This is a genomic window from Bacillus sp. BB081 (genome assembly GCF_008368895.1).
GTDB lineage: Bacteria > Bacillota > Bacilli > Bacillales > Bacillaceae_G > Bacillus_A > Bacillus_A wiedmannii.
In genome coordinates, this window is record NZ_QOZX01000009.1 from 25826 (window position 1) to 46485 (window position 20660).

The 20660-nt window shown below is 36.1% G+C and carries 22 protein-coding genes and 1 riboswitch; of the genes, 11 read left to right on the forward strand and 11 right to left on the reverse strand.

What is annotated here, in order from left to right:
• Positions 1-14: 14 nt before the first annotated feature.
• Entirely contained in the window at positions 15-758 is a 744-nt protein-coding gene (locus tag DN394_RS05545) for an acetoacetyl-CoA reductase (protein ID WP_000250411.1), read from the reverse strand.
• 153 nt (positions 759-911) lie between these two features.
• A complete protein-coding gene (phaR, locus tag DN394_RS05550; RefSeq protein WP_000566954.1) occupies positions 912-1394 on the reverse strand; it encodes a polyhydroxyalkanoic acid synthase subunit PhaR in 483 nt (160 codons plus the stop codon).
• A gap of 199 nt (positions 1395-1593) precedes the next feature.
• Between phaR and phaQ the strand changes: the two genes are divergently transcribed.
• The 7 genes from phaQ to DN394_RS05585 all read left to right on the forward strand — a co-directional run bounded on the left by phaQ (position 1594) and on the right by DN394_RS05585 (position 7067).
• Positions 1594-2046: a poly-beta-hydroxybutyrate-responsive repressor gene (gene phaQ / locus DN394_RS05555; RefSeq protein ID WP_000903018.1), complete on the forward strand. Its 453-nt coding sequence runs from the start codon at positions 1594-1596 to the stop codon at positions 2044-2046.
• Between the two features lie 42 nt (positions 2047-2088).
• Positions 2089-2613 carry a polyhydroxyalkanoic acid inclusion protein PhaP gene (gene phaP, locus DN394_RS05560; RefSeq protein WP_000448583.1) on the forward strand — a complete coding sequence of 175 codons (525 nt, stop codon included), beginning with the start codon at positions 2089-2091 and terminating at the stop codon, positions 2611-2613.
• A 101-nt stretch (positions 2614-2714) separates the two neighbouring features.
• Positions 2715-3158, forward strand: a complete 444-nt coding sequence (locus DN394_RS05565) for a MaoC family dehydratase (protein ID WP_001067917.1) — start codon at positions 2715-2717, stop codon at positions 3156-3158.
• Positions 3159-3305: 147 nt separating this feature from the next.
• On the forward strand, positions 3306-3491 hold the full coding sequence (locus DN394_RS05570; protein WP_000241212.1) for an alpha/beta-type small acid-soluble spore protein: 186 nt from the start codon (positions 3306-3308) through the stop codon (positions 3489-3491).
• Positions 3492-3605: 114 nt separating this feature from the next.
• A complete protein-coding gene (locus tag DN394_RS05575) occupies positions 3606-4925 on the forward strand; it encodes a TrkH family potassium uptake protein (protein WP_097916405.1) in 1320 nt (439 codons plus the stop codon).
• A 38-nt stretch (positions 4926-4963) separates the two neighbouring features.
• Positions 4964-5129: riboswitch (yybP-ykoY riboswitch) on the forward strand.
• Positions 5130-5219: 90 nt separating this feature from the next.
• Positions 5220-6014, forward strand: a complete 795-nt coding sequence (locus DN394_RS05580; protein ID WP_000383317.1) for a TerC family protein — start codon at positions 5220-5222, stop codon at positions 6012-6014.
• A gap of 201 nt (positions 6015-6215) precedes the next feature.
• Positions 6216-7067: a formate/nitrite transporter family protein gene (locus tag DN394_RS05585; protein ID WP_000893016.1), complete on the forward strand. Its 852-nt coding sequence runs from the start codon at positions 6216-6218 to the stop codon at positions 7065-7067.
• A 27-nt stretch (positions 7068-7094) separates the two neighbouring features.
• On the opposite strand, the gene DN394_RS05590 is transcribed toward DN394_RS05585, so the two are convergent.
• From DN394_RS05590 to DN394_RS05630, 9 genes are all read right to left on the reverse strand, one after another.
• Entirely contained in the window at positions 7095-7406 is a 312-nt protein-coding gene (locus DN394_RS05590; RefSeq protein WP_048545036.1) for a cyclic-phosphate processing receiver domain-containing protein, read from the reverse strand.
• A gap of 14 nt (positions 7407-7420) precedes the next feature.
• Positions 7421-8143, reverse strand: coding sequence for a prepilin peptidase (locus DN394_RS05595; protein WP_000495730.1), 723 nt, complete (start codon positions 8141-8143; stop codon positions 7421-7423).
• Between the two features lie 112 nt (positions 8144-8255).
• A complete protein-coding gene (locus DN394_RS05600) occupies positions 8256-8966 on the reverse strand; it encodes a LutC/YkgG family protein (protein WP_097916407.1) in 711 nt (236 codons plus the stop codon).
• The gene (locus DN394_RS05605) at positions 8966-10387 is read right to left on the reverse strand and encodes a LutB/LldF family L-lactate oxidation iron-sulfur protein (protein WP_000061936.1); all 1422 of its coding nucleotides are present in this window, start codon (positions 10385-10387) and stop codon (positions 8966-8968) included. The genes DN394_RS05600 and DN394_RS05605 overlap by 1 nt, the downstream gene beginning before the upstream one ends.
• A 16-nt stretch (positions 10388-10403) precedes the next feature.
• Positions 10404-11123: a (Fe-S)-binding protein gene (locus DN394_RS05610; RefSeq protein ID WP_000869144.1), complete on the reverse strand. Its 720-nt coding sequence runs from the start codon at positions 11121-11123 to the stop codon at positions 10404-10406.
• A gap of 168 nt (positions 11124-11291) precedes the next feature.
• Positions 11292-11981, reverse strand: coding sequence for a FadR/GntR family transcriptional regulator (locus DN394_RS05615; RefSeq protein WP_254915158.1), 690 nt, complete (start codon positions 11979-11981; stop codon positions 11292-11294).
• 227 nt (positions 11982-12208) lie between these two features.
• Complete coding sequence (locus DN394_RS05620) at positions 12209-13609, reverse strand: sensor histidine kinase (RefSeq protein ID WP_000494801.1); 1401 nt, start codon at positions 13607-13609, stop codon at positions 12209-12211.
• A gap of 3 nt (positions 13610-13612) precedes the next feature.
• On the reverse strand, positions 13613-14284 hold the full coding sequence (locus tag DN394_RS05625) for a response regulator transcription factor (RefSeq protein WP_000049878.1): 672 nt from the start codon (positions 14282-14284) through the stop codon (positions 13613-13615).
• On the reverse strand, positions 14277-15251 hold the full coding sequence (locus DN394_RS05630) for a YncE family protein (RefSeq protein ID WP_001234162.1): 975 nt from the start codon (positions 15249-15251) through the stop codon (positions 14277-14279). Before DN394_RS05630 ends, DN394_RS05625 begins: the two co-directional genes overlap by 8 nt.
• A gap of 136 nt (positions 15252-15387) precedes the next feature.
• Here DN394_RS05630 and DN394_RS05635 point away from each other — a divergent pair, with 136 nt between their 5' ends.
• The 4 genes from DN394_RS05635 (at position 15388) to DN394_RS05650 (ending at position 20651) form a co-directional block, all read left to right on the forward strand.
• Positions 15388-16503 carry a CdaR family transcriptional regulator gene (locus DN394_RS05635; protein ID WP_097916409.1) on the forward strand — a complete coding sequence of 372 codons (1116 nt, stop codon included), beginning with the start codon at positions 15388-15390 and terminating at the stop codon, positions 16501-16503.
• 117 nt (positions 16504-16620) lie between these two features.
• Entirely contained in the window at positions 16621-18033 is a 1413-nt protein-coding gene (gene glcD / locus DN394_RS05640; protein WP_046957068.1) for a glycolate oxidase subunit GlcD, read from the forward strand.
• A complete protein-coding gene (locus DN394_RS05645) occupies positions 18030-19358 on the forward strand; it encodes a (Fe-S)-binding protein (RefSeq protein WP_098705361.1) in 1329 nt (442 codons plus the stop codon). The genes glcD and DN394_RS05645 overlap by 4 nt, the downstream gene beginning before the upstream one ends.
• Before the next feature lie 465 nt (positions 19359-19823).
• On the forward strand, positions 19824-20651 hold the full coding sequence (locus DN394_RS05650; RefSeq protein ID WP_097916411.1) for a CAP domain-containing protein: 828 nt from the start codon (positions 19824-19826) through the stop codon (positions 20649-20651).
• Positions 20652-20660: the final 9 nt, after the last annotated feature.

Here is a 20660-nt window from a genome sequence, read left to right on the forward strand (position 1 = left end):
TTTTTCTTACTTCATTACATGTATAATCCACCGTTAATGTTTAATTGCTGACCTGTGATATATGCACCGTCACGGCATAGGTATACTACACCTTTTGCAATTTCATCAGCTTGACCAAAACGTTTTTTCGGGATTTTCGCAACGATTTTTTGACGTACTTCTTCTGGTACTTCTGCTACCATTTCAGTATCAATAAATCCTGGGCAAATTGCGTTTACAGTTACATTTGTTTTTGCAAGCTCTAATGCTAATGATTTTGTAAATCCTAACATACCTGCTTTTGCTGCAGAGTAGTTTGTTTGTCCAAATCCACCAGCTTGGCCAATAATAGACGAAATACTAATGATTCTTCCTTCTTCTGCTTCCGATATGTATGGAAGTACCGCGCTTGTTGTATTAAATACACTGCTCAAGTTCACGTCAATTACGCGCTCCCAATCTTCACGATTTAATTTTTTGAATGTACGATCTCTTGTAATACCAGCATTATTAACAAGAATATCAACTTTACCAAAATGATTCACAGCTTCTTCTACAAGTCGGTTTGCATCTTCTACTTTCGAAACATCCGCTTGAACTGCATAAACGTCATGTCCTTCTTTTCCTAATTCATTTACTAAGTTTTCAGCTGCTTCTTTACTGCTGTTATAGTTAATAACTACTTTTGCTCCCTCTTGTGCTAATGCTACTGTAATTGCTTTTCCAATTCCTTTTGCCCCACCTGTTACGATTGCTACTTTGCCATTTAATTGAACCATTTCTTTTCCCCCTTAAATGAATTTGTGAACGATTGTTATGAATCATTTTGGTACTCATATGAATAGAGTCCATATATTAATTATGTTTCGTTGTTTATACATGAAAAAGAGATTCTCCCTTTCCCTTTTACACGTTATAAACAAACGCTATTATCATTTTTTATTTTCCGGCTTATTCGCAGGTTTTACTTCTTCTTTTGCAGGTACTTGTAGTTTCGCTAGTACTGCATTTTGCTTTTCTAGTAACTCTAAAATTTGATCAACTTTCGTTTCTAGCGTGCGAATATCTTGTTTTACTTTCGTAACATCACGCTTTAATGTAGGAGCTTGTCCTAATGAATCCACTTTCTCTTCTAGAATTTCCTCAATGTTATCAACTTTATTTTCTAAATTGATAACAAGCGTAGCTACTCTAGCGATATCCTCTCTCGTCGGCACATTCACCTGTTCTAAATAATTTTTTGTCGTATCATTTAATGCTTTTTGATAAAACAAATTCAAATCTAGAACGCTGCCCATCCAAGCAGAATATTCTTCTGTTTTAATTGTTTCATTGAGCGCTTTTCCCCAAAATGTTTCGGTTTGTTCATAAGCATTTTTCCATGCTTGCAATGGATCGAATTTTTGATCAATCACTTCGCCTACACTCCCTTTTTCGTTTTTGAAACAATTCAACCTATTCACTATTTTCTAATATTCTGAATAAAACTTCAAGTCTATATTTTATTTTTCTTTATTTTCCGATAAATGTGTTGACATTAAAAACAGATAGGTGTAAATTGCACTTATAAGCAAAAAAATTCCATCTAACTGATTCATGAGGTGATGTACAATCATGCTACATAATGAACCAGAACACCCAGAAAGTTTGGAAAAAAACCAAGCGAAACAACCAAACTCCATGCCAAAAAACTTCTTAGTTCCTTTCTTACTTCTCTGTCTAAAAGACTGGAGTCTTCATGGTTACAAACTCATTCAAATGCTAATGGACATCGGCTTTTCTTCTGTTGACCAAGGTAATGTGTATAGAACATTGCGCAAGTTAGAAAAAGAAAATCTCATTTCTTCCACTTGGGATACAAGTGAAGGCGGGCCAGCGAAACGAATTTATTCTTTAACAGAATATGGAGAGCAATATTTAACAACATGTGCAACTTCTTTTGAACATTATCAAAATATGTTGCGGACGTTTTTTACGTTATACACCAATGCGTTCTTTCCATTTTCTACTTCTCCAGAAAAGGATGAAAAGGATTCTTCATCTTCACCTGGTGGTACAGCAGAGTAATCTGCGTTCACAATATGCAAAAAAACATTTGGAGGTCAAACAATGGAAACTAAGCCATACGAATTAGTCGATGCATTTTGGAAAAACTGGTCTCAATCTCTTTCCCTCTTCTCTTCAGCTGGGAAACAATTAGAGCAACTTACTTTAGAAACTTTAAAACAACAACAAGACGCTTTGCATAAATTAACATCAGGAGTAGATGAACTAGAAAAAGAACTACAACAATTCACTGCTCAGTTCAATAACCAATATACAGATTACGTGAAGCAATTAACTGGAAACTCCTTAAATGATCAAATTAACGAGTGGCAAGGGAAATGGAATGAACTTTCTAATCAAATGCACCAACTGACTGTTTCTCCTACGAAAACATCTTTGTCTATTCTTACTCAAACTAGCGGTCAATTTGAAGAAACAACAAAACAATTTATTGAACAACAACAATTACAACGTGAAGAGGTTCAAAAACAGTTAGAAGTTTTTTTGGGAGAGTTCAAGTCCAAACAACTAGAACTCGCAAAGCAGTTCGAGGAAAACTCAAAAAATTTATTTACTTCCATCAAGTAAGAAAAATGTGGGAGCTAACTGCAGCACAAACAAAACTCTTTCTTCCTCCTACTACATCAAGATGGCTAGCATTTTTCGATATGGAAAAGAAGGAGGCCAAAATGAATCCATTTCAAGAAGCACAAACTGTTCCGGAGCTTCGTTATGATGAGATTCAAGTCGGTGATCAAGCATCCCTTACAAAAACTATTACGGATGAGGACGTTATTAATTTTGCAAAATTAACTGGAGATGTGAATCCTATTCATATTTTAGATTCTTTTGCAAAAACGACAATGTTTAAAGAACGTATTGCTCATGGCATGCTCGTTTCCAGTTTCATTTCGACGATTCTTGGAACGAAACTCCCTGGCAAAAACACGATTTATTTATCTCAAAACGTTTCATTCCGTGCTCCTGTCAAAATCGGTGATACACTTCGCGTTGTGGCAGAAGTCATTAAAAAACGAGACGATAAAAAAATCATTACGTTGCAAACAAACATATATAATCAATCCGGTGATATTGTCGTGGAAGGTACAGCGACAATACTGAAAAAAGAGTAGCAAATTTGCTACTCTTTTTTCTATCCAATAACTTCTAATCACACCGATTACTTCCGTGTATGAGTACGTCGTTTCCACATAAAATAACGTTACCAGTTTAGATAGGTATTTAGCTGAACTGGACTACTCATAAGGATGTGTATCAACATGGTAAAAACAAACAAATTACTAGTTCCAGGTGCAGAACAAGCGCTTGAACAATTTAAATATGAAATCGCACAAGAATTCGGTGTTAGCTTAGGTTCTAATACAGCATCTCGTTCAAACGGTTCAGTTGGCGGTGAAGTAACGAAACGACTAGTCGCTTTAGCTCAACAACAATTACGTGGATAATACAATAACCTATGGCTTAGAGGCAGATATTCTCTGCCTCTTTCTATTTTTAACATACATAATCGTGCTTTTTCACATACTAGTAAGAGCAAACTGAAAGGAACGATATGTGACATGAAACGGATTAATATTAGCATGAGTCCTCCCCGTGTTCTTACTTTGTCTTTTATTATGTTATCAATTATCGGTACATGCTTATTAAAACTACCAATTGCTACAACAACTTCTATTTCATGGATCGACGCTTTATTTACAACAGTTTCTGCTTGTACTGTTACTGGGCTTGGTGTTGTAGACACCGGAAAAGTATTTACTTTGTTTGGACAGTGTGTCATTTTAACGCTTATACAAGTAGGGGGACTTGGCATTATGAGCTTTGCCGTTTTAATTGCGATTATGCTCGGCAGAAAAATTGGTCTTCAAAACCGAATTTTACTGCAACAAGCGTTAAACCAAACGAACATTGGTGGCGTCATTCGTCTTGCCAAAGCATTATTTTTATTCTCTTTTACAGTCGAATGTATCGCTACTTTGATTCTTTCTTTTGAATGGGTACCAAAATACGGGATTGCTAAAGGGATCTATTATAGCTTTTTTCATTCGATCTCTGCTTTTAACAATGCTGGTTTTTCTGTGTGGAGCGATAATTTAATGTCCCATTCTCATAGCATTCTTGTCAATCTCGTTATCTCCTCCCTCATTATTTTAGGTGGGATTGGTTTTACAGTAATCGTAGATATAAAAAGAAAGAAAAATTTTAAAAACCTTACATTACACTCAAAACTTATGCTCTCTTCTACTCTAATCGTCAATATTATTGCGACTGTTTTTATTTTTATATTCGAGTTCCACAATTCCCTTTCTATGAGAGGATTTACCCCATTTGAAGAAGGAATGGCCGCTTATTTCCAGGCGGTTTCAACTCGTACTGCCGGATTTAATACAGTTGATATTTCTGCATTATCAAAGCCTTCCCTACTATTAATGATGCTCCTTATGTTTATTGGCGCTGGTAGTGCTTCAACCGGTGGTGGAATTAAGTTAACAACATTTTTAATCATGTTTTTTGGGGTATTTAAATTTTTACAAGAACAAGATGATATTGTCGTGTTTAAAAAATCTATTAAAGATACTCTCATTGTCAAAGCATTAACCATCACTATTATTTCCATTTCATTTATCTTTTTCGCTATTTTAATTTTAAGTATTACTGAGCGAGTCCCTCTATTGATGAGTGCTTTCGAAGTATTTTCAGCATTTGGGACTGTCGGTCTCAGTATGAATTTCACACCACACTTAACTATGATCGGAAAAGCTATTATCATCTTTATGATGTTTTTTGGGAAAATGGGACCTTTAACATTGGCTTTTTCATTTGCACGTAAAAAGAACCGAAAAATAAAATATCCGAATGAAGATATTTTAACAGGTTGACAACCGTATACATTATCCATATAATGAGAGTACAATAGCATATCTCCAAAGGGGAGTAGCGTCCAAGAATATTTCTTGGAAACAAAGTCGTCATTACGTAGAACTTAGTTCTTCCGGCTTTGTTGGCATTTTCATTACATATGTCTAGCAAGACCTTTGCCTATTAACGGCAGAGGTCTTTTTTGTATTAATTTCCAAATTCTTCCAAAGTTAATAGGCAGGAGTATGGGGAAACTAAATAGTGGGGAAATTCTTCACTTATTTAGTACTTATAGAAATGAGAGGAGAATGTACATGGATGTATCATTATTATTGGAGTATGGTTGGGTATTACTCATCCTAATTGCACTAGAGGGGATTTTAGCGGCTGATAACGCTCTCGTTCTTGCAATTATGGTAAAACATTTACCAGAAGAAAAACGAAAGAAAGCACTATTTTACGGATTAGCGGGGGCATTTGTTTTCCGTTTCGGATCGTTATTTATGATCTCGTTCTTAGTCGACGTATGGCAAGTGCAAGCAATCGGGGCCATTTACCTTATGTTTATCGCTGGTAATCACTTATTTAAAACGTATGTTAAAAAGAATACGGATGAAGAAACAGAAGAAAAAGAAGCAAAGAAAAAACAAGAGAACTTTTGGTGGACTGTATTTAAAGTTGAGGTTGCTGATATCGCCTTCGCAGTTGATTCAATTTTAGCTGCAGTTGCATTAGCAATGACTTTACCAAAAACAGGATTAGGTACAATTGGTAGTCTTGATACTGGGCAATTCGTTGTTATCTTTGTAGGTGGACTTATCGGGTTAATCATCATGAGATTTGCAGCAACTGCTTTCGTACAAATATTAAAACGTAAACCAGGACTTGAAACTGCAGCATTCTTAATTGTAGGTTGGGTTGGTGTGAAACTAGCAGTTTATACATTAGCACACCCTGCATTAAATGTAATTCCGCATTCATTCCCAGAATCTACACTATGGAAGCTTACATTCTGGATTGTATTAGTCGGAATCGCAGTTGGCGGTTGGTTCTTCTCGAAAGAAGTAGAAGTAAAAGTAGAAAAGAATTTAGACGAAAAAGCGCTGTAATTACAGCGCTTTTTCTTTTTCCCTTCCCCTCTCAATGTCCAGAAAAAATTCTATTATACTACCATTTGTAAGCGTTTTCTAAATATATGTATGTCCTTTTTGTGAAACATTGCACAAACTTATTGAAACTAAGAACAATTCCATGTACTTTATTCATATAAGGAGTATTTATAGATGATGTACTAAAGGAGCGTATTACTCATGCTAGAGCAAGGAATAGATTATGTTGTCAAACTGGCTAAGAGCAAAAAACAAATGCTAGATACAAACCCGATGCAATATTTCATTCGTGCCGCACTTGCGGGTATTTATATCGGTTTTATTATTGTACTATGTTTTAAATTAGGTAACTTTTTTCACATTGCAGATTCACCGGCAACTTATTTAGCTGCTTCTATGTTTTTCGGAATTGCCCTCGTACTTATTATATATGGCGGTGCTGAATTGTTTACTGGAAACACAATGTACTTCACTGTAGCAACTTTAAGAAAAGAAACAACGATTTCTGATACACTTCGTAACTGGGTCGCTTGTTATGCAGGGAATTTAGCTGGAGCTTTATTCTTTGCCTTACTATTTTATGCAACTGGAATTTTCGAAGCAATTGATCACGGCCATTTCATGAATAAAGTAGTAGAAGGAAAAATGAATACACCTACAATACAATTATTCTTTAAAGCAATTTTATGTAACTGGCTTGTATGTCTTGCGTGTTTCTTACCTTCTCAAGTGAAAGGTGATACAGCAAAAATTATGATGATGATGCTACTCGTTTTCACATTCTTCTTATCTGGTTACGAGCATAGCATTGCAAACTTATCACTGTTTGCTCTATCTTTAGTTTCACCGCATCCGGAGACAATTTCTTTTGCAGGTGCTATTCATAACTTAATTCCAGTTACAATCGGTAACATTATTGGCGGGTCCGTCTTTGTCGGCATGGTATACCATTACTTAACAAAGAAAGTACCTGACGTGAAACAAGAAGAAACTGAATTAGTAGCGGCTCAACAAGAAGAAATCATTCCGTTACAAGCACATATGAAACATTAAAAACTCCAAAGTTTTACTTTGGAGTTTTTAGCTCCCCACATATTTAACAACAAGGTGCGGATTAATTTCGCCTTCTTCCTTTCCCTTATTAATTCTCTGTTTCATCTTGTGCATACCGATGACATCATTCGTATGAAGGTGAATTTCATTTACATATAAACCCTCTTTACAAAAAGCCTCTACAAAATCTAATCCATTTCTTTTCCCCCATCCCATATTAAAATCAAGGGAAAGAATATTCACATCATAATCCCGAACCATTTGCAAGGCACATTCTACTGTAGTGGCGGGCACATACCCGTACGGACAACTTCTTTGATCATCCATATATACATTCATGTTCTATCCTCTCTCTATTTTGTATACGTGAACAACATGTAACATATTGCCCCAAGGCTGATAAAAGGACCGAACGGAATTTGGCTCCTCATTTTCATACGTTTTAATACTATACCAACTCCAAAGAAACAAAGACTAAAGCAAGATGCTAAAAATAAGATCATAAAAATCCCTTTCAGTCCCACTATAAATCCAAGTAACGAAAGTAATTTTATATCTCCTCCACCAAGCCCTTCTGGATATATCTTTTGCATGCAATATAACAAAATGAATATAACGCCACTACCAACTATACTATCTGTCCAAGTCACTAACGGCACAAAAACACATTCTAAAATGAGTAAACAGGCAAACCAAGCTAAAATACGATTTGGGATTAACATATATATGTAATCTGTAACTGAAATAATAAGAAGTAGCGAAAAAAGCGATAAAATAATGATAAGCTCTCGTTCCACCCCAATCATATATACAGTAAGAAGAAATATCATTCCTGTTACAAGTTCAAATACCACGTACAAAATTGAAATTTTCCTCTTACAATTCGTACAACGTCCTCTTTGTATACAAAAAGAAATGATTGGAATCAATTCTTTTGGCTTTAGCACATACTTACAATAATGACAATGTGAACGCGGGGTAATGATAGACTCACCTAGCGGCACTCTCATCGCAATTAACATAAAAAAAGAACCAAACACCATCCCCACTAACAATGCATATAAATAAGTGAACATCCCTTCCTCTCCTTTCCAGAAGAACATAGCAAAAAAAGGAGAGAACTTCTACTTCATATTATTTCTATTCTATTAAAAAAGCAGGCCATTTTCCGGCCTGCTTTCCCCTCTTTTATACGATGAAATATACTGCTTTTAATGGTCCGTGTACTCCGACAACAAGATTCATTTCAATATCTGCCGAGTTACTAGGTCCTGTAATAAAGTTAATACAAGATGCTACTGCCTCGCCATTTTCTACACGTGTGTTCATATCCTGAACTGCTTGTGTAATACGAGGCACAAGTGTTTCACGTGGAATAATAGCAAAGTATACAGTCGGTAAAAAGTGTAAAGAACGACCTTGGCCTTTATGACTTTGTACAACAATCGTACCAGATTCAGCTAAAGTATAATCACTAAATGCGATTCCAATATTCGCTCTTTCTGCGATACGCATATTCTCTTCTTTTTTCTCAGGATCCCATACATTCACTTCAACATTTTGCTTTGGAAGCTCTTCTTTAAATAAAGAAGTCAATCCATAAGAATCAAAACGTTCGTCTGCCGATAACATAATAGGTCCCCCACCGTTTTCCACGATTACTTTTTGAATCTCTTCACGTAAACGGTCGTTTGTCGTTTCCACTACAGTTGTATGAATGTTTGTACATTGATTTTTAAATACTTCTAACAATTCTTCTTTTGAATAGTCTTTTAGCGTTTCTACATTCACATTACTTTTCCATGCTGGACGCTTTACGCCTTCCGTTTTCCGCTCACGTCCAAGTTCTTTTGCAATATTATCTAGAAAGGACTCACGGTTTTGAATTAATCCTGTCATTATTTGTCCCCGCCTTTCTTATGATCTTTATACCAATCACGGAATCGTTCTTTACTTGGAGCCGGGAATTCACGAATATCTGTCCAGTTTTTAAGTGGCCCAACACCTTTTGATACACGGTTGCCTGATGTAAATGGACTCATTGCTGCTGGCGCCATTTTTGATCCCATTTTATATAAAGCTGCTGAAGATGCACCCATACTAAACATTTTCATTGCTAATTTTTCTGCAAGTGGTGCACGTCCTTCTTGCTCAACAATTACTTGACGATGTTTTAATAATAAATCATGCAATGGTATTTTTACTGGACAAGCTTCTGTACACGCTCCGCATAAACTAGAGGCATATGGAAGCTCTTTGTAATCATCGTATCCACCTAAAAGTGGTGTTAATACCGCACCGATTGGTCCTGAGTATATAGAACCATACGAATGTCCACCAACGTGACGATATACAGGACATACGTTAACACAAGCAGCACAACGAATACATTGCAATACTGAGCGGAATTCAGATCCAAGAATTTGAGAGCGGCCATTATCAACAACAACTAAGTGGAATTCTTCTGGTCCATCTACTTCCTCTTCTTGAATTGGTCCCGCTACAGTTACATAACTTGTTAATTTTTGCCCTACTGCACTACGACATAGTAAACCAACTAAAACATCTAATTCTTCCATTGTCGGAACCATACGTTCCATACCCATTACTGCAATTTGAGTTTTCGGAATCGACATAACAAGATCGGCATTACCTTCGTTCGTTACTAAACAAAGAGAGCCAGTATTTGCAACTGCAAAGTTACAACCTGTCACACCAATTTCTGCATCCATAAATTTCTCACGAAGTTGTTTACGAACAAACTTTGTCATTTCATATGGATCATCAGAATTTTCATAGCCAAGCTTTTCTTTAAATACATCACGAATTTGCGTTCTGTTTTTATGAAGTGCGGGCGCAATAATATGTGAAGGTGGATCGTTATCTACTTGCAAGATATACTCTCCTAAGTCACTTTCTAACACTTCACAACCAATCTCTTCAAGGGCATGATTCATACTAATTTCTTCAGTTACCATTGATTTTGATTTTACAACTTTCTTCGCTTGTTTCTTTTTTGCAACATCTTGAATATACTTTGCTGCTTCCTCTTTCGTTTTCGCAAAGTACACATGTCCGCCTCTTTTTGATACATTTTCACTTAACTGCATTAAGTAATAATCAAGGTTTTCTAACGTATGTTGGCGAATTTGTTCACCTAGTTCACGCCACTCTTCCCAGTTTCCTAATTCTTCCGCTGCTTTTAAGCGATTCGTATATAAGCGCGTTTGCGCAGAAGATACTGCTCCGCGCATAAAAGAATCTTGAATTCCATCGCCAACGCGATCATTAAATTTTTTCTCACTGATTTTCATAGACATAGCTTATGTTCCCCCTTCATGAGCGACTATTTAGTACCTCAGCAATATGCATTACTTTTATTTCTTTTCCTAAACGCTCAATACGTCCGCCAATGTTTAACAAACACCCACAATCTGCACCGATTAAATAATCAGCACCTGTTTCCATTGCACTATCTACCTTTTCATCTACCATTTGCTCAGAAATTGGAGTCATCTTCACTGAAAACGTTCCCCCAAACCCACAACAATTTTGTTCGTTTGGCAGTTCTCTCACAGTTAATCCTTTTACGTTTGATAATAAAATTCCTGGTGCTTCTTTTACTCCAAGCAGGCGTGTCATATGACAAGATTTATGAATAGTAGCTATCCCTGGTAAGCTTGCACCAACATCTGTCACTTTTAAAACATCTACAATAAATTGTGTAAATTCATATGTTTTATCAGCAACCTTTTGTGCACGTTTAGCCCACTTCGGATCATCTTTAAAAACATGCGGATACTCATGAAACATTGTCGCACAAGAACCAGATGGTGTAACGATATATTCTGCATCTTCGAAAGTTTCAATCATATGTTTCATCGCTTCTTTTGCTGCTTCTACATGGCCGCTATTATAAGCAGGCTGACCACAACAAACTTGTGCTTCTGGAAATTCAATTTCACAACCTAAACGCTCCAACACTTCAACTGTTGCTTTACCGACGTTTGTTTCAAACATATCGACTAAACAAGTAACAAATAAAGTAACTTTCATAATTATTACTCCCCCTTTTTACAACTCCACCAACAAACATATGGTCATCAGATGACTTAGAAAAGAAGAAGTAGGCTCAACCATGGCCTATCCTCTCCCTCTTCTAAAGAAAACGCTTACTTAATCTTTCTCTATTTTATCAAAAAATTTGATTTTTAAAAGATTAAATTACGAATTTATATCGTTTTTACCTGTGACAATATGTTCTACATTTGTTAAATGATCTAGCATTGCTTGCTGCGCTAATTCTACATCTTGCTTTAACACTGCATCATATATAACTTGATGCTCTTCTATAAGTCGTTCTGATGTTGTTTGTTCACCATATAAAATAATGCGTCTTGATTCACCAATCGTTTCAGCAATCATCTCTGAAACGTGATTCATGAGTTCAATCAAAATGTTGTTATGCGAAGACTCCGCAATTCCCATATGGAACTGAAAATCTGCTTTTTCGCCAGCCTTTTCATCTCCAATGCTCTTTGCCATTTCATCTAACCAATGCTTCATATTTTGCAAATTATCTTCCGTACGTTTTGCCGCAGCTGCTCGAACTGCCCCCACTTCAAGCACCTTTCGTACTTCTAATAAGTTTAAAATATCTTCTTTCTTCATTAATAATTTATTGTTTAATGATTTTGTTAATGAAGAAGAATCGAAATTCTTCACATATGTACCTTCTCCTTGTTTCATCTCAATTAAGCCCATTGCTCTTAGCGCACTTAGCGCTTCACGAACAGCAGATCTACCAACTTGAAACTGCTCAGCTAATTGATGTACAGGAAGTAGTTTGTCACCAGGTTTTAACGTACCATTTTTAATCATTGTTAAAATAGCTTCAGATACTTCTTCGTAAATCTTTTTCGGTTTAATAGATTTGTACTCCAGTTAAATCACCTCAGTATCTTCCAAACAACAATTGAAACGATTTATAAGAACTTTGCATCATAACTATTTTAGAACGAATTGGTAAGAAGTACAAATGTTTTGTTCATAAAATCGTCAAATTTTTAATATTTATTTGATATTAATTTATATTTATTCCTCTATTCATTGCACTCATGAAGAAAAGCATGTCCTTCACGTTAGAACATGCTTTCTTCAACTTGTATTTTCAATTTAATACTAACCGTCGTTCCATGCCCTTTTTCACTTTCAATTCGCCACTGTCCATCATGTATATGAACAATTTGTCTGACAATGGCAAGGCCTAAACCTGTTCCACCATGTTGACGACTTCTCGCTTTATCAACGCGGTAAAAACGTTCACCAAGATTTTCTAAATGTTCTGTTTCAATACCGATTCCTGTATCTTTTATGTTTAATTCACAGTAATCATCTATCTGCCTGAGTGTTATCACAATATCCCCATTTTGATTTGTATACCGTATCGCATTATCTAACACGTTATGAAGCACTTGTTGCATACGATCCTCATCAATCATTACAATGATTTCTGGATTTAAATTTGTTGAAATACGAATTTTCTTTTCTATAAACTTAATCTCATACGTATCTAACACATCTTCAATCAGTTGTGAAAAAACGATAGGTTGTTTCTTTAACGGAAAATGTTCACCTTCTAATTGTGCTAAATCTAATAAATCATGAACGAGACGCTGCATACGACCCGCTTCTTTATGAATGAGCTGTGTTACTTTTTCCTGCTGTGGTCCCTTCGCTACACCATCTAAAATAGCTTCACTATATCCTTTTATATAACTAAGCGGTGTTCTTAGTTCATGCGAAACGTTAGCTAAAAATTCCTTACGCTTTACGTCTTCTGTCTCTAAAGAATTTGCCATTTTATTAAATGCTTTTCCTAATCGTCCAATTTCATCTTCGGAAGAAATTGTAATCCGTTCTGAGAAATCTCCCGTAGCCAAATGATTGGCAACTCGTTCCATTTGCGAAAGCGGTCTCGTAATAGCAATAATAATCTTTCTACCAATCCATATTGTCAGTAAAGTCATAGCAAGTGCTAATGGTGCTAAAATAAGGCCCATATCATATATTAAGTCTTTTATACTTTTTAAAGGAATATAAGAATATACAATGCCAACTAACTTTTTATTTTCTAAAACAGGGATGACAACCCCCATAATATTTCGGTCAAAATGTTCCTCATACCCTATCTTTGTCACAGTTTTTCCATCTAATAATGCTTGCCTGTCCCCTTCACTTATAAGAGAATGATGATGCACATCAAAAGGTAAACACGCGCTTAAATCACGCGGATTAGATACGAAAAGAACATCTGAACTAGATATTTGATCAAATGCTCTTACTTTCTCTTCAAAAGTTGCTATTCCTTCACGCTTATCATATTGCGCAGCAAGACGTTTCCCTTCCATTACTAATGAATCTTTTAAATTATCAACGTATAGTTTTTCATACGAGTATAAAGATACAAAATAAAGAAAGGAAACTGTTACACATACTGCACATACTACTGTAAGCCAAAGCTTCTGTACCATCGTAAACATACGTTACACCTCAAATTTATAGCCTACACCCCAAACCGTTTGAATGTAGTTTCCACTTTCTCCAAGCTTCAAACGCATCGTTTTCACGTGCGTATCCACTGTTCTTGTACTTCCGGCATAATCATATCCCCATACCTTTTCCAGCAATTGTTCCCGGCTAAATACTTGTCCCGTATGTTGGCAAAGAAAATAGAGTAAATCAAACTCTTTTACTGTAAGAGAAATCGGCTCACCATCAGCCTCAATCTTCCTACTTTTTTCATTAATAAGTATCGGTCCAAACTGAATCTCTTCTTGTTGCTCTTGCTTTGTATAACGTCTTAGCACAGCTTCCATACGAGCAATTAGTTCTCCAGGACTAAAAGGCTTTACAATATAATCATCTGCTCCCATACGCAAGCCGTTCACCCTATTCCACTCTTCACCTTTTGCTGTTAAAAATATAATTGGTACATCCGACGTTTTTCTAATTTCTTTACAAACTGAAAGTCCATCCATCTCTGGCATCATAATATCTAATACAACGAAATCATAATGATCAGTCTCTAATTTTTTTAGAGCCTCTTTTCCATTTTCAGCTTCTCCCCACTCGTATCCGAAATTATCTAAGTACATTCCAACAAGCTGCCTCATATCACTTTCATCATCTACAACTAGCACCCTATATTTACTCATTGTCCTTCCCTTCCCTCTCTATGAGTTGAAACGGCCCTTTTCCGACTTTAATTGTTTGTTTTATTTTCAAGCTCTTCATATCCATGACACACACTTCATCACTATCATAGCTTGCTACGTATCCTTCTGCTCCGCTCTTCAAAAATGCAAATGGATTCGATCCTACTTCTACAGAAGCCACCTCTTTATACGTACTAACATCAAACTTTCTAAGCGTATTCGAACCGTGACTTAATGCATATACATTCTTATTATCCTTCGTTATATTCACAGGCATAAACGGAGCATGTAAAGAACGTACCATTTCTCCGCTCTGCAATGAATACACTAATACTTTTTCATTGACTTGATTTCCATCACCATGTCCGCCAATCCATATTTCTTTCCCATCCGGGCTAATTGTCGCTCCCGTTGATGCTGGGGGAATCATAAAGGATTGTATCACTTCTTTTTTCTTTGTATCAATGGTCGTTAGCTTCGTATCATAAAAGTTTAATACAGATAACTGGTTATCGTGCTCTACCATCGTAATTGGTCCTTTTCCTGTTGATACACTCCCTGTCTCTTTCCCTTTTATCGTAAAGAACCTTACCTTTTGGGCAGTTTGATCGGCAGCAAATAATTGTTTTTTATCCTCGGATACAATCACATTTACAATGCCTTTTCCCGTTTTATATTTGTCCACTTGCCTTCCTTCTGCTAGTGAATATACATACATGTACTCTAACTGCTTGCCATATACAAGTATGTCCTCACCGTTTGGAAGTAGTGCAACTCCTGCCATTGGTTCATTAAGTTCCCATGTCGTAATTAACTTTTTAGTTTTTTCATCAACAAAACTAATACTACCTTCTTTTATATTCGTTGTTATAATAACACTTTTATCTTTAGCAATCGGTGTATATGAACTTCCTTGACACCCTACTAATAGAAATAAAAAACAGAGAAGAAAAACATACTTTCTCAAAAGATTCCCTCCATCTTCGGATGATTTCGTTATAATTGTAAAATAACAAATAAATGTGTGGAAAGTGTGAAATTTTCCTTTCTTACTTCATTTACATATATAATGTACAACAAATAGAATTTGAGGTGTGCAAATTATGCTTTTTCCTGATTTAGCGAATAAAATTGTACGAGAAGTACGCAGATTAATTAAAGAAAATATCATTATCATTAATATACAAGGCGTTATTATCGCAAGTACAGATGTAGAAAGAATCGGCCAATTTCATGAAGGTGCACTCCGATGCGCGAAACAAAAGAAAACTGTCATTATTACAAAAGCAGATGAACGACGTTTGCAAGGCGTAAAGGCGGGTATGAACCTCCCCTTACTATTTCATGACGAAGTAATTGGTGTCATTGGAATTACAGGCGAACCTGAAAACATTTCACAATACGGAGAAATATTACGTAAAATGACCGAACTACTCATTCACGAAAACTACTTTTTAGAACAACTAGAACTTGAACACCGTTCTTATGAAGCATTTGTCTTTGATTGGCTTCAAAATACAGACTGGTCTCCAAGCTTTCTCGATCGCGCAAAAACACTTGGTATTGATTTATATAAGAAAAAACAACTTATTTTGTTCTCTATCGATCAAAATGACACGATGCTTCAGCGTAAGATTTGGCAACACGTACGCAATCTATTAACAAAGGAGCATCTATTTGTTCGTTGGGGAAATGATCGATTCATTTTATTTACAGCCACAAACTCCAAAGAGCAAACGTATCAATTTTTAAAAAGATTAAAGCAAGACTGTGAAACTTTGTTTTCTATTCCTTTATATATTGGGATTGGACAATCCGTTACTCCAAGTAATATGAACTTATCGTACGAACAAGCATTACAAGCTCTTTCCGTATCACTTGAAACGCAAAAAATTGTATTTAATGAAGATTTACGTTTAGAAATGTGCTTACAAGATATTTCTGCTGAAACGCGGGAACAGTTTCTAAGGCGCACCATCGAAAACTTACTATCATCTCCTGAGCTTATGCACACTTTACGCTTATTTATTGATTATAACCAATCCTATAAACAAACAGCTGAACAATTACATATACACATTAACACATTGCATTACAGACTTAAAAAAATTGAGGAGCATACAGGACTTGATCCGAAACAATTCAAAGACTTAAACATTTTATACTTCTCGCTCCTCTTATTAGATAATCACACAAAAAAGAATGATAAAAAAGATTAATCTTTAGATGATTATACATAGAAAGAATCCCCCAACTTTTTTATCATTATAATGAAAGCACTGTTACAACGTTTTTTATTATGATCAAATACGTTAACAGTTTGAGGGGGATTTCCAATGTTAGAAAAGCAAATTATTCATTCATTCGTATCCATTGTTGGCGAAGATAATGTAGATACATCCAATATGGGGCGTTTAACGTATAGTTATGATGCCACTCCAAACTTCCAAGCAATGCCTGATGCAGTCATTGCTCCTCGTAATACAAATGAAGTAGCTGAAGTGTTAAAAATATGTAACACTCACAAAATTCCTGTATATGTTCGTGGTTCTGGAACAAACCTTTGCGCGGGGACATGTCCACTTGAAGGTGGTATCGTCCTTATCTTCCGCCATATGAATAACATTTTAGAAATTGATGAAGAGAATTTAACAATTACTGTACAAGCTGGTGTAATTACACTTGATATTATTAAAGCGGTAGAAGAAAAAGGTTTATTTTATCCACCAGATCCAAGCTCGATGAAAATTTCTACAATCGGCGGTAACATTAATGAAAACTCAGGTGGATTACGCGGATTAAAATATGGCGTAACACGTGATTATGTGATGGGTCTTGAACTTGTCTTACCAAATGGCGATATTATTCGTACTGGCGGTAAATTAGCAAAAGATGTAGCTGGTTACGATTTAACTCGTTTATTTATCGGTTCTGAAGGAACACTTGGCGTCGTAACAGAAGCAATATTAAAACTTGTTCCTATGCCTGAAACGAAGAAAACGATGCTTGCACTATATGAAGATATTAATGAAGCTGCACGTGCTGTTTCTTCTATTATTGCAAATAAAATCATTCCAGCGACACTTGAGTTTTTAGACCAGCCGACAATTGAAGTAGTAGAAGAGTTTGCACAAATCGGTTTACCAACTGATGTAAAAGCAATTTTATTAATCGAACAAGACGGTCCACCTGAAGTTGTCAATCGAGATATTGAAAAAATGGCTAACGTTTGCCGCTCCATGAATGCAGTCGATGTTCGCATTGCAAAAGATGAAGCGGAAGCAGATGCACTTCGGACAGCTCGCCGTAGTGCACTATCAGCACTTGCAAGATTAAAACCTACTACAATATTAGAAGATGCAACGGTACCACGCTCACAAATAGCTCCGATGGTTGAAGCTATTAATGCGATTGCAAAAAAATATAATATTCCTATTTGTACGTTTGGGCATGCTGGCGATGGCAACCTACACCCAACTTGTATGACAGATGCTCGTAATGAAGAAGAAATGCACCGAGCTGAACAAGCTTTTGCTGAAATATTTGCGAAAGCAATTGAACTTGGTGGCACAATTACTGGTGAACATGGTGTTGGTGCGATGAAAGCTCCTTATTTAGAAATGAAATTAGGTAAAGAAGGTATTGCTGCCATGCAAGGAATTAAACAAGCCTTCGATCCAAATAACATTATGAACCCTGGCAAGATGTTCGCGAAAGACACTCGCAAAAGAGTGGTGGTTGAGCGATGACAACATTAAATAAAGAAAACATTCAAAAAGAATTTAAAGAAAGATTAAGTGAAGATGAACTACTAAACTGTATGCGATGCGGTTTCTGTTTACCTACTTGTCCTACTTACATTCAATCTGGATATAAAGAATCACATTCACCACGAGGACGTATTGCATTAATGAAAGCGGTCGTTGACGGTTTAATTGAACCAGATGAAGATGTTGAAAATACATTGAATGTTTGCCTCGGCTGCCGTGCTTGTGAACCTGTTTGTCCATCAGGTGTAAATTACGGACATTTATTAGAAGAAGCTCGTGATATTATAAATCAAAACAAAAAGTTCTCGGTGCCAGTGAGAGCCGTTCGTAAAGTCGTTTTTGAAGGGCTCTTCCCCCATCAAAATCGAATGAGAACATTAACAGGGTTAATCGGATTTTACCAACGTTCTGGTTTACAAACGCTAACACATAAAATGGGTATTATGAAGTTATTCCCTGAAACACTTGCAACAATGGATCTCGTTTTACCAAAAGTCCCTAAAATGAAAGCAATGAAAGATCGTCCTGCATTTTTACCTGCTGAAAGTACAAAAAAGAAACAAGTTGCATTCTTCACAGGCTGTTTAATGGATACGATGTTTTTAGAAACAAATAACGCAACGATAAAACTTCTTCAGTTAGCTGGTTGTGATATCGTTATTCCGAAAACACAAAGTTGCTGCGGTGCATTACATGGGCATGCTGGTGAAAAGAGCGGAGCGAAAGAATTAGCGAAACGAAATATAAAAGCATTCGAAGATTTAAATACCGACTATATTATTACGAATGCAGGTGGTTGCGGAGCTTACCTCGTAGACTACGATTATCTTTTAAAAGATGATCCACAGTGGGCTGAACGCGCAAAGCAGTTTGTTTCTAAAATTAAAGATATTACTGCTATTCTAGTAGAACTAGATTTCCATAAACGAAATGACTTACGACTTCCATCGCAAATTATTACGTATCAAGACTCTTGTCATTTACGCAATGTTATGCGAACATCTTCAGAACCTCGTATGTTACTAGAAGCAATTCAAGGCGCAACATATCGTGAAATGAAAGATGCGGATCGCTGCTGTGGTTCTGCTGGTATTTACAATATTGTTCATTCAGAACTATCCATGGAATTTCTAGATTATAAAATGGACCGTGTACATGAAACAGAAGCAGCAACTATTGTTACTGCAAATCCAGGTTGTCTACTACAAATGAAATTAGGCATTGAACGAGAAGGAATTTCTCATAAAATGAGAGGAATTCACATTGTAGATTTATTATTAGAAGCAATTGAAACCAACTCGTAATAACTCGTAACATACGTAATAATAGGAAAACGGCTATCTCCTTCGTCTATGTAAAGAGATAGCCGCTTTTTTGTCCGCTACAATATTAAAAATATGTTACTTTATTATAAAAAAGAACAACAGATACATTACAGTTTTGTAAAAATCAATCCAGTATATTCCTAAAAAAAACTCTCAAACCATTGATACAATAGGATTCTTCATTTTCTGTTTAGGTAAATTCATCCAAAATACCCCTCTTAAAACGAAGTATAAAAATGCTGGAAATTCCTTTTATACTCTATGTTTCTCTTATTTTTCCTCTTTTCCCCTCTTAGGATAAATTAGGTAAATTTTAAGTCTATGAATTTTTTTCCATCTTTTTTCTCACAAAATCTATGCTACGATGAATTTGTCAGTCAGACAGGCTGTCAAAAACAAATCGTGTGAAAACAAATTAAAACTTTATATAGGGGGACACACATCATGAAAAAGCGTGTTTTATTATCTGTAGCTGCTGCAACGGCTCTTACTTTAGGAGTATCTTCTCTAGATGCACAAGCTGCAACAGTACAACCATCTAACGTAAATGTTCAAAATATTCAGCATTCAAAAGTGATGATGAAGCAAATGAGCCAACAAGAATTACAAGCATTCTTACAATCTATGGGCGTGGAATCATTAGCACAATGGCAACAAGGAAACTTCCAACCAAATTGCATTATTCCTGGTCAACAACCAACTGAAAATGTTGTAACTGAGCAACCAACAGCTAAGCCAGAAACTCAAAAGCCTGCTGAGCAAAAACCAGTTGAACAAAAGCCTGCTGAAGAAGTTCAAAAACCAGAAGCTCAAAAACCTGCTGAAAACAACAATACTCAAAAACCTGCTGAACAAAAACCAGCTGAGCAAAAACCTGCTGAAGAAGCAAAATCTTTAAGCGAATTCGAACAACGTGTTGTTGAATTAACAAACGCTGAACGTGCAAAACAAGGCTTACCAGCACTAAAAATCGATACTGAATTAAGCAAAGTAGCACGTGTTAAATCTGAAGATATGCAGAAGAATAACTACTTTGATCATAACAGCCCTACATACGGGTCTCCGTTTGACATGATGAAGAAATTTGGTATTTCTTATACATCTGCAGGTGAAAACATCGCTCAAGGCCAACGTACACCTGAAGAGGTAGTACAAGCTTGGATGAACAGTGCTGGACACCGTGCAAACATCTTAAATAACGGCTTCACTCACATCGGTGTTGGCTATGTAGAAAGCGGCAACTACTGGACACAACAATTTATTACGAAGTAAATAGATTAA